The sequence below is a fragment of the Proteus columbae genome, assembly GCF_002777965.1.
GTDB classification, from domain to species: Bacteria; Pseudomonadota; Gammaproteobacteria; order Enterobacterales; family Enterobacteriaceae; genus Proteus; species Proteus columbae.
The window spans coordinates 14,166-25,316 of record NZ_NGVR01000023.1 but is presented as its reverse complement, the minus strand read 5'-3'; the positions used below and the strand labels follow the sequence as shown (position 1 = coordinate 25,316).

The following is an 11,151-nucleotide window of genomic DNA, read 5'->3' as shown; positions in this document are numbered from 1 at the left end:
TAGCATGTCATCACCTTTATTAAGCCACGTTAATGCAATTAACTGGAATCGCATTGAAGATGAAAAAGATTTAGAAGTTTGGAACCGCTTAACCATGAATTTTTGGTTACCTGAAAAAATTCCACTCTCTAATGACATTCCCTCATGGAACACACTGACTCAAGCTGAAAAACAACTGACGATCCGTGTTTTCACAGGGCTAACTTTGCTTGATACTATCCAAAACACCGTAGGCGCACCTACTTTAATGCCAGATGCACTCACGCCTCATGAAGAAGCAGTATTATCTAATATCTGTTTTATGGAAGCGGTTCATGCGCGCTCTTACAGTTCGATATTTTCCACACTTTGCTTAACAATCGATGTCGATGAAGCATACCGTTGGAGTGAGGAAAATCCTTACTTACAAAAGAAAGCAGAAATTATTTTACGTTATTATCAAGATAAAGATCCTTTAAAGAAAAAAATCGCCAGCGTATTTTTAGAATCCTTTTTATTTTATTCAGGGTTCTATTTACCAATGTATTGGTCAAGCCGAGGAAAATTAACCAATACAGCCGATTTAATTCGTCTTATTATTAGGGATGAAGCGGTTCATGGTTATTATATTGGCTATAAATTTCAAAATCAGTTATTAAATAAATCAGAATTAGAGCAACAAGATATTAAAGATTTTGCTTTTTCATTATTATTAGATTTATATGACAATGAAGTGAAATATACCGAAGATCTTTACGACACAGTAGGTTGGACTGAAGATGTCAAAAAATTTCTTCATTATAATGCCAATAAAGCATTAATGAATTTAGGGTATGAGGCATTATTCCCTGATGAAATAACCGATGTAAGCCCTGCAATTCTTTCTTCATTATCACCAGATGCAAATGAAAATCACGATTTCTTCTCTGGTTCAGGTTCATCTTATGTTATTGGAAAAACCATTAACACCGAAGACGATGATTGGGATTTTTAAGATCTATTAGCCTAATTAAAGTTAAGAGAAACAACATAATACATTCAATTTAATTATGTATCGCATATAAAACATAATACACTGAAAAATATAGACTATTTTTTGGTGTATTTTTATTTGTTCACTAAATAATCTAATTGATTGATTTTTGCCGTTCAATCTTGTCAAAAAATCAATTTTTTTCGAATGATTTTAGCTTATATTGAGTAGATAGACCTTATCATAAGATAATAAACATTAATTTAACTAATGTATTTAGATTTTTTTTCATTTAATTTTCATCTCTTTTTCCCTTTTATTTTGATATTGAGTTTTCATTTTTATTGAGATCCTAATCAAAATAACAATATCTCTAAAAATAAAGTTATTTCAGTGAGTTAGAAGAGAATACATCTTTTAATAAATTTTACTTATTTCACTTTATTTAATTATTAATCATATTAAAAATAAAGAAAATACAGCCAAATTATTTAATTAATTATAATTAACATAGGGTTGTCAGACTCAATCATTGTGGTAGGGTATTTCCCTTACTAAAAATCTTATTTAGGAAAAATAACAACACTTATTTATTAATATTTAATTTATTCCTTTCAATATTTAAATAGGAAACTATATATTGCATGGCAATTAAACTCGAAGTAAAAAATCTCTACAAAGTATTTGGCGAGCACCCTAAACGCGCATTTGAATTATTAGAATCTGGTATGAATAAAGATCAGATTTTTGATAAAACAGGGCTTACGGTGGGCGTTCAAAATGCAAATCTGGCAATTGAAGAAGGCGAAATATTTGTCATCATGGGATTATCTGGTTCAGGTAAATCCACTCTAGTCCGCCTTCTCAATCGTCTGATCTCTCCAACAAAGGGAGAGGTGCTTATTGATGGTGAAAATATTGCCACCATGTCAGATAAAGAATTACGGCAAGTACGCCGAAAAAAAATCAGTATGGTGTTTCAGTCATTTGCATTGATGCCCCATATGAACGTGCTTGATAACACTGCGTTCGGAATGGATCTCGCTGGATTAAGCAAAGACGAGCGTTATAAAAAAGCGATGGATGCCTTAGAGCAAGTCAACTTGGGTAGTTACGCAAACTCTTGGCCTGATGAACTTTCTGGAGGAATGCGTCAACGTATCGGCCTTGCGCGTGCGCTCGCTAATGATCCAGATATTTTGTTAATGGATGAAGCCTTTTCAGCACTTGATCCATTAATTCGTACCGAAATGCAAGATGAATTATTAAGTTTACAAGGTGATAAACAGCGCACCATTGTATTTATCTCCCATGATCTGGATGAGGCTATGCGTATCGGCGACCGAATTGCCATTATGCAAGGTGGCGTTGTTGTTCAAACGGGAACACCAGATGAAATACTCAACAATCCAGCAAATGATTATGTGCGCACGTTTTTCCGTGGTGTTGATATTAGCCACGTATTTAGTGCAAAAGATATAGCCAAGCGTCGCCCAGAAACCTTACTGCATGTTGCGCCCGGTTTTGGTCCTCGCTCTGCATTAAAAGTACTTGAAGATGAAGATAGAAACTTTGGCTATCTCATTGAACGGGGAAGAAAATTTGTTGGCATCGTTTCCGTCACATCACTTGAAGAGGCGCTCAAGAATAAACAACCTATTGAGTCAGCTATTTTACCTGAACCTTGTGCCATTAATGGTGATACACCGTTAAACGAACTGATTTCGACTGTTGCACAATCTCCCTGTGCGATCCCTGTTATTGATGAAAAAAACCGTTATATCGGTTTAATTTCTAAAGGAATGTTACTGCAAGCACTGGATAAGGAGACGCCAAATGAATAATACAACAGATCAAGATACGACTTTGGATACAAACATCCAAGGGATCACCGCAAGCGAGACTACACAAGAAACAACCAATAACGTAAATGATGATCCTTGGGCAACAACAGATACGAGCGCAATAGAAAGCGATCCTTGGAGTAGTGCTGACAGTTCATCAACAGATGCTGATCCATGGGGTGCGGGTAGTGGTACTGAAAATATCGATACCTCATCTGCTGGCAGTGATTGGCTAGATGCAGCACCGACTGATATCACACCCGATTCATTCAATCTAATGGATCCGTTTCATAATACGCTGATCCCGTTAGATTCATGGGTTACCGAGGCAATTGACTGGATTGTGTTGCACTTTCGCCCTGTTTTCCAAGGCATTCGTGTACCCGTTGATTTGGTATTAAGTGGTTTTGAAAATTTCTTAACCTCAATGCCAGCACCTATCGCCATTATTCTGTTTTCTCTGATTGCATGGCAACTTTCAGGCAAAGTCATGGGTGTTACTTCTTTTATCTCATTAATATTAATTGGTGCGATTGGTGCTTGGTCTGAAGCCATGGTTACCCTTGCATTGGTACTCACTTCCTTACTGTTTTGTCTTATTATCGGACTCCCATTAGGAATATGGTTAGCTAACAGCGATAGAGCATCAAAAATTGTTCGGCCTTTACTGGATGCAATGCAGACAACGCCTGCATTTGTCTACTTAGTTCCTATCGTCATGTTATTTGGTATTGGTAACGTACCTGGCGTTGTGGTCACCATTATTTTTGCCTTACCTCCAATTGTGAGATTAACCATTTTAGGGATCAAACAAGTTCCTGAAGATTTAATTGAAGCCGCACAATCATTTGGTGCAAACCCTCACCAAATGCTGTTTAAAGTACAATTACCACTCGCCATGCCAACAATTATGGCAGGTGTAAACCAAACACTGATGTTAGCGCTTTCAATGGTTGTTATTGCATCAATGATAGCCGTCGGTGGATTAGGTCAAATGGTATTACGCGGTATAGGTCGCCTTGATATGGGACTTGCTGCCGTGGGGGGCGCAGGTATTGTTATCCTAGCCATTATCCTTGATCGATTAACACAATCTTTAGGTCAAAATAGCCGCCATAAAGGCAATCGATGCTGGTATATGACAGGACCTATCGGCTTAATTTGCCGACTCTTTAGTAAAAAAGCATCGTAATAAATATTTTCACTATTTATTAAAAATCAGTATTAAAAATCAATAAAGAACATCTCGTTCAATCAATATAAGAAATAGAAGCGACAGTTCGCTGTCGCTATTTATCTCTTACCATAACAACAGAAGGAAAAACTATGCGTAATCCAGTTCTCTGGGCAACAGTATTGTCTGCCACACTGATAAGCACCCAGTTATCCGCTGCTGATTTACCTGGAAAAGGGATTTCGGTTCAACCTGTGCAAAGTACGATTTCTGAAGAAACCTTTCAAACTTTAATCGTCAACAAAGCACTAGAACAATTAGGTTACACTGTTCAACCAATTAAAGAAGTTGACTATAACGTTGCTTACTCCTCTATCGCCAATGGTGATGCAACTTTTATGGCAGTCAGTTGGGTTCCTCTTCATAATTCACAATATGCAGCAGCGGGAGGTGATAATACCTTTTATCGTAAAGGAGATTATGTCGTTAATGCAGCCCAAGGTTACTTAATTGATAAAAAAACCGCAGAGAAATATAACATTACAAATATTGAGCAATTAAAAGATCCTAACATTGCCAAATTATTTGATGCTAATGGTGATGGTAAAGCGGATTTAACCGGATGCAATCCGGGTTGGGGTTGTGAAGAAGCTATCAACAACCACTTAAAAGCCTATGGATTAGAAAAGTCAGTCACACATAACCAAGGCAATTATGCGGCAATGATGGCAGATACCATTACTCGCTATAAAGAAGGCAAACCCATTTTTTATTACACATGGACACCTTACTGGATAAGTGATGTATTAAAACCGGGTAAAGATGTTGTTTGGTTACAAGTCCCCTTCTCTTCGTTACCAGGTGATGATAAAACCGATACCACATTAGCAAATGGTAAAAACTACGGCTTTCCACCAAGTACTATGCATATCGCAGCAAATAAAAAATGGGCTGAAGAAAATCCCGCTGCGGCAAAACTCTTTGAAGTCATGAAAGTGTCTGTTGCCGATATTAATGCGCAAAACTTACGTATGCATAATGGTCAAAAATCACAGGCAGATATTGAACGTCATGCGAATGCATGGATCAAAGCACATCAAAAAACCTTTGATGGTTGGATTGAACAAGCTCAGGCTGCTGCAAAGTAATCAATAAATCATCTTAATTTAAAATTATCACAAAACAGGTCACACGATTGTGGCCTGTTTTTATTTATAAAAAACTAAAATTACATGTAATTAGGTAAAACGAGTTTATATAAAAATTAAAAGATCGTAATACTACTTTATTATTAAGATTATTCTTTTTATTAATGGCAAAGATATACCTTTCTTTCATTCTCTCATTTCTTCAATTATGATTATTCCTTTCTCCAGTTGCCATTTTGGCATTCTCATTTTTATATTTATTATTTTAAATAAGGAATAAACTGTGTCTTACACTAACAAACCAGTACCTGAAGAAATTAAACGTTGGAACTGGGGTGCTTTCATGTTTAATATTATTTGGGGTTTTGGTAATAAATCCTATCTTCCATTATTAGCACTTGTTCCTTTACTTAATCTTGTTTGGATCTTTGTCTGTGGTATTAAAGGGAATGAATGGGCATGGAAAAGTGGTGATTACGATTCTGTTGAAACCTTTATGAAAGTGCAAGAAACATGGAATAGAGCGGGCTTTATTTACTTTATTATTAGTATCGTTATGGCTGTTCTGTTCTTTATTTTCTTCTTCACAACCATGATGGCAATGATTGCAACTTCTGCATCACACGGTTATTAATTCAATATATTGAATATTGAACTCTAAATTACAATAAACCCCATAATATCTATGGGGTTTATTTGTTTAAGTGACCAAAGATCGTGGTTTTTATTTTCAGTAATATTAGAAACGTTTTACCACAGTAAATCGATAATCGCGTCCAACACCTGAAACTGATTCACCTAAATAAGGGTAATAATCGCGGTTAAATAAATTCGCGACTGTAAAACGAACCTCAGTGTTATCTATAAAAGAAGGTTCCCAATTCGCAAATAAACCGTGTATTGCATAACCTTTACTTTTTGGTAATGACCAATAACCCGCATCAGGATCAGCATCCATTGGCGAACGGCGTTGAGCGCCAATAAAATCACCCGTCCATCCCATATTGACATTAATACTTGGTACTTTTACGCCAAGTGTGGCATGTAAAGCGTCAGGCTGGATCTCTGCAATCCATGTTTTTTGACCGAACCACGGATCACGCGGTGATTGGTCACGTTTTCCTTTCATTGTTGAATACGCTAAACGGCCGAATACATTAGGGCTATTATAAAAGGCTTCAATTTCCAACCCTTGAATATGATAGCCCGGTAAATTACGGTAATTACCTATTGAAGGCGGGCAATTTCCATTATGCCCATCCACCTTTTGGCTTTCACAATAGACACCCCGGCGACGGAAGATTTCGTCTTTACCACGAGTATCAAACAGTGTTGTTCTTAACTGCAGTTGATCTTCTTGCTGAATAACACTTTCAAAGTCTGCAATTGCACCAATTCGTGCAGCTCTTACTGTTTCTTTATCTAAGTGACGGCTTGTTCCCGTTAAACTGGAAACAGTTCCTTGCACTTCATACTGTTCATCAATTAATGGAGCTCGCCATGTGTAGGTTAGATCACCAAAGAATCTGAAATTCTGATTCATTTTCCATAATAAACCTAAGTGAGGTGTTGCCCCGCTATAAGTTACATCCGAATAATCATGACCATAATAGGGATCAGGGTGTTGATAGGTGATAGCTCGGCTTCCTTTGCCCTGATTTTTAACGATATCGTAGCGAACACCTGGTGTTATCGTCAGGTTTCTATAACTCATCGAATCTTGAAGATAGAAACTGGTTGTCGTTTGCGTACCTTCTGGCATATAAGGAGGCGCATAATATCCATAGTTATAATTTGGATTTTTAGCTTTATCACGAGTAAACATTAAGACATCACGATCATTACGATGCCAACGTGTTCCCACTAATACCTTATGCTCTAAAGCACCTTGCATAACAGTGCTTTCATTTTTAATTTCAATTTGATGATTTCGATAATCGACCCAACTTTGATTTCCCATGCTGCCACTAAAATAGGAACTTGCTGTTTCAGGGCGACTATCGTTTTGTTTAGTTTTTGAATAACCGTAGGTAAGCGTTAAATTAATTAAATCAGAATCAACTGGCTGAATATTCCATTTCACGCTGAAGGTGTCATCTTTTTGATCACGATAAACTAATTTACGTTTCATCGCCGCATCAAAACCATATTTATCTACTTCAGCTTGACTAGGTTTAGCTAATTCATCACGTTTAGCCGCCCAAGGTGTCCAACCGTCACTTTCTGATCGTGATGCTGATAATGTTAATGTTTGTGCTTCAGTTAAATAGATATTCGTTTTAATTAAAAAAGAATCTTGGTCTGATTGTGAATAGCCAAATTTAGTTCCATCAGGGCGTCGCAGATCATCACTTTCACGACGGTTAAAATAGAGTAATCCGTCCGCTTGTCCATCAAGTAATTTACCGTATACCGCACCACTATAACGATTTTGTCTATCATTGGTATGGTGACCATATTTTAAAAACATCCCAATATTCTGATCAGGTAATAATAAGTCATCGGGATCTTTGGTTTCAATTCTTACCGAACCACCAAACCCGCCATTTCCTTGAGTAATATTATGAGGTCCTTTATCAACATCAATACGACGTATTAATTCAGGATCAATAAAAATTGAACCTTGGCGATATTTCTCAAAGGTTTTAGGCGTACCATCAAGGGTGATTTTAATATCTTCAGGATTCCCCATCCCCCAGATGTTTAATGTTTGACCGCCCGGTCTTGGTGAGCCAGATGATGAAATCCCTGGTAATTTATCCACCAGCTCTGCAATATTATTAGGCTGAATTCTGTCGATATCTTTTAATGTCAGAACGGTACTTCCAGCATCAACACTCGAATTAAGCTCACCTGATACATAGATAGGTTCAAGAATAATCTTTTCACGCGATTTTGGTTGTACAGGACTCTCCGACTTTGTAGATGTCGTTATTTCTGGTTTTACACTTTCAGTTGCATAGCTATTTAACGAAGTGAGTGAAGTCAATAATAATGCAATCGCTGATGACGAAAATGAAAATATCCCAATTCCCTGACGATAAGCATCATTTTTTGCTAAGAAATGGATCATAATAGTAGTATCTTTTTGTATGGTTATTAGTTTGATAGATGATTAGAACTGTAACTAACAGCGCCAATCATGATAATGATAATAATTATCATTATCTAGTTTTTTTACACTTATCACTCAATACAGATAACTACTCTATTGATACACTCTTGTTGGATTTAAATTTTATCTAAAATAATATTTTCAATAAATTAAACTAATTTCATTAGTTACTATAAGGTATTTGATATTCCTTATTTCATTCCTCTTATTTAGTTTTCTAATTATAATTACGCATATATTACTAAAGAAAATTTAATCATTCTTAAAATAAAAAGAATCAAACAGACACGGAACAGTCTGATAATTACAATTATGCGTATCTTACTATCCCTTTTTTTTAAGAGCTAAATAATTATTAACTCAAGTAAATTTCAGATATTAGTTTTATGTTTAAATCTTAAATAAATTAAACCATTGAAATAAAGATATTCAATGGGATAAAAATCAGCTAATAATAAAATAATAATTTTGAGGTAATATACGCACTTTTGAACACAAGGATGCGTCATGACAATTTATGACCTAAAACCCAAATTTCAATCTTTATTGCGCCCTTATGTAGAACAGTTATTCACAAAAGGGATCACCGCAAATCAGGTCACACTTTCTGCTTTACTGTTATCCATTGCCGTTGGTGGATTACTTTTGCTTTATCCTTTCCCTCGTTTATTTTTATTACTCCCTTTTGTCCTCTTTTTTCGTATGGCGCTTAATGCCATAGATGGCATGCTTGCACGAGAACATAATCAAAAAAGTGCGCTTGGGGCGATATTAAACGAAGCCAGCGATGTTATTTCAGACATTGCACTCTATCTACCTTTTGCTTTTATTTTTCCACAGGCCTACTGGTGGATCATGCTGGCACTTTTTTTAATGATAATGACTGAGTTCTTAGGCGTTCTTGCCCAAACTATTCATGCTTCTCGTCGTTATGATGGCCCGATGGGAAAAAGTGATAGAGCCTTTATTTTTGGTGCTATTGCGTTTTTTATCGGATTATTCCCCTCACTGACATTATCAGACAACACACATTATCTTTTTATTATTATTAATTTATTACTTTTGTTGACTTGTTATCACCGAATTCATCGCGCACTAAAAGAAGCAACGATGACAGATAAAGATAAGGATACATCGTTATGAATCAACAGCCGCAATATCAAACTCAAAGGAATATAATTGAGTCTGAATTTACCACCAGCGATAAGACACCGTTGTTCTATCGCCATTGGCCTGCTCAAATTACCACTGAGCCAAAAGCAATTATTTTATTTCACCGAGGACATGAACACTCAGGTCGTGTTGCTCATCTAGTTGATGAGTTAGATCTTCCTGATTTTTCAATGTTTGCTTGGGATGCTCGTGGACATGGTAAAAATGAAGGCGCTCGCGGTTATAGCCCATCAATGGGAACATCAATAAAAGATATAGACGAATTCGTTCATTACGTTTCTTCTAACTATAATATTCCAATGGAGAATATTCTGGTTGTTGGTCAAAGTGTAGGAGCCGTTTTAGTTACCGGTTGGGTACACGATTACGCGCCCAAAATTCGCGGTATGGTGCTAGCTTCTCCTGCATTTAAAGTGAAATTATATGTTCCTTTTGCACGTACAGGTCTTGCCTTAATGCAAAAAGTTCGTGGGCTTTTTTATGTTAATTCATATGTGAAAGCGAAATATCTAACCCATGACCAAAGTCGTATCGACTCTTTTAACCAAGATTCACTGATAACTCGCCCTATTGCTGTCAATATTTTATTAGAGCTTTATAAAACGGCAGATCGTGTTGTTGAAGATGCAAACGCAATTACTTTACCAACACAGTTATTTATTTCAGGCAATGATCATGTTGTTCACGCCAAACCTCAACATCTTTTCTATGAACGTTTAAATACACGAATCAAAGAAAAGCATGTCTTGCCGGGCTTTTACCACGATACATTAGGCGAAAAAGAGAGAGTTATCCCTATCAATAAAATGCGCAGTTTTATTGAAAAATTATTTGCACAACCCCTTTATCAACATGATTACCAACATGAAGATACTTGGAGCCATAGTGCAGATGTTTATCGCGCATTACAAACTCCTCTACCTAAATATTGTCCAAAAAGACTTTATTACAAAATACTTAGCCGTTCTATGAGCACTTTAGGTAAAGCGTCTGAAGGTGTTGCTCTGGGTTACGATAAAGGTTTTGATTCAGGATCAACGCTGGATTATGTCTACCGCAATCAACCCCAAGGAAAAGGATTATTTGGTCGTGTTGTTGATAGGCAATATTTAAATAGCATTGGTTGGCAAGGCATTCGCCAACGTAAAATCAATATTGAAAATACGATCCGCTACGCAATTCGCCAATTAATACAAAATAATATGCCTGTACATATTATGGATATCGCAGCAGGACAAGGTCGCTATCTTTTTGATGCTGTAAATGATTATGGTAAGGTCGATTCGATTTTAATGCGTGATTATAGCTCCATTAACGTCGAACAAGGCAGAATGGCGATTAAAGAGCGTCACTTAGAAGATAAAGTGCGTTTTGAAGAAGGTAATGCTTTTGATGCAGAAAGCTTGAGTACCGTTTCGCCATCACCAACTTTAGGTATTGTCAGTGGGCTCTATGAGTTATTCCCTGAAAATCATCTGCTAAAAGAGTCTTTAAAAGGACTATCGCAAGCCATACCAAGTGGCGGTTTATTGATTTATACCTGTCAACCTTGGCACCCTCAGCTTGAAATGATTGCGCGTGTATTACCGAGTCACCAGAATGGGCAACCTTGGATCATGCGTTGCCGTAGTCAGGGTGAAATGGATGCTTTGGTTAATGAAGCTGGTTTTGAGAAGTTAGATCAACAAATTGATCATTGGGGTATTTTTAGTGTATCGATAGCAAAACGTCGCTAACGGATTGCA

General features: G+C 36.6%; 8 protein-coding genes. 7 read left to right on the top strand and 1 reads right to left on the bottom strand.

The window, feature by feature from the left end:
- The first annotated feature begins 4 nt into the window (after positions 1-4).
- From nrdF to CBE70_RS11100, 5 genes are all read left to right on the top strand, one after another.
- Complete coding sequence (nrdF, locus tag CBE70_RS11120; protein WP_100159404.1) at positions 5-973, top strand: class 1b ribonucleoside-diphosphate reductase subunit beta; 969 nt, start codon at positions 5-7, stop codon at positions 971-973.
- Between the two features lie 623 nt (positions 974-1,596).
- Positions 1,597-2,796 carry a glycine betaine/L-proline ABC transporter ATP-binding protein ProV gene (gene proV / locus CBE70_RS11115; protein WP_100159403.1) on the top strand — a complete coding sequence of 400 codons (1,200 nt, stop codon included), beginning with the start codon at positions 1,597-1,599 and terminating at the stop codon, positions 2,794-2,796.
- Positions 2,789-3,988: a glycine betaine/L-proline ABC transporter permease ProW gene (proW, locus tag CBE70_RS11110; protein ID WP_100159402.1), complete on the top strand. Its 1,200-nt coding sequence runs from the start codon at positions 2,789-2,791 to the stop codon at positions 3,986-3,988. Before proV ends, proW begins: the two co-directional genes overlap by 8 nt.
- 134 nt (positions 3,989-4,122) lie before the next feature.
- Positions 4,123-5,118: a glycine betaine/L-proline ABC transporter substrate-binding protein ProX gene (gene proX, locus CBE70_RS11105; RefSeq protein WP_100159401.1), complete on the top strand. Its 996-nt coding sequence runs from the start codon at positions 4,123-4,125 to the stop codon at positions 5,116-5,118.
- Positions 5,119-5,401: 283 nt separating this feature from the next.
- Complete coding sequence (locus CBE70_RS11100) at positions 5,402-5,752, top strand: ribonuclease G (protein ID WP_100159400.1); 351 nt, start codon at positions 5,402-5,404, stop codon at positions 5,750-5,752.
- A gap of 105 nt (positions 5,753-5,857) precedes the next feature.
- On the opposite strand, the gene CBE70_RS11095 is transcribed toward CBE70_RS11100, so the two are convergent.
- A complete protein-coding gene (locus CBE70_RS11095; protein ID WP_100159399.1) occupies positions 5,858-8,191 on the bottom strand; it encodes a TonB-dependent hemoglobin/transferrin/lactoferrin family receptor in 2,334 nt (777 codons plus the stop codon).
- Positions 8,192-8,740: 549 nt separating this feature from the next.
- On the opposite strand from CBE70_RS11095, the gene CBE70_RS11090 reads away from it, so the two are divergent.
- Both CBE70_RS11090 and CBE70_RS11085 read left to right on the top strand, forming a co-directional pair.
- A complete protein-coding gene (locus tag CBE70_RS11090; RefSeq protein WP_100159398.1) occupies positions 8,741-9,376 on the top strand; it encodes a CDP-alcohol phosphatidyltransferase family protein in 636 nt (211 codons plus the stop codon).
- The gene (locus tag CBE70_RS11085) at positions 9,373-11,142 is read left to right on the top strand and encodes a bifunctional alpha/beta hydrolase/class I SAM-dependent methyltransferase (protein WP_100159397.1); all 1,770 of its coding nucleotides are present in this window, start codon (positions 9,373-9,375) and stop codon (positions 11,140-11,142) included. Before CBE70_RS11090 ends, CBE70_RS11085 begins: the two co-directional genes overlap by 4 nt.
- The last annotated feature ends 9 nt before the right edge of the window (positions 11,143-11,151 follow it).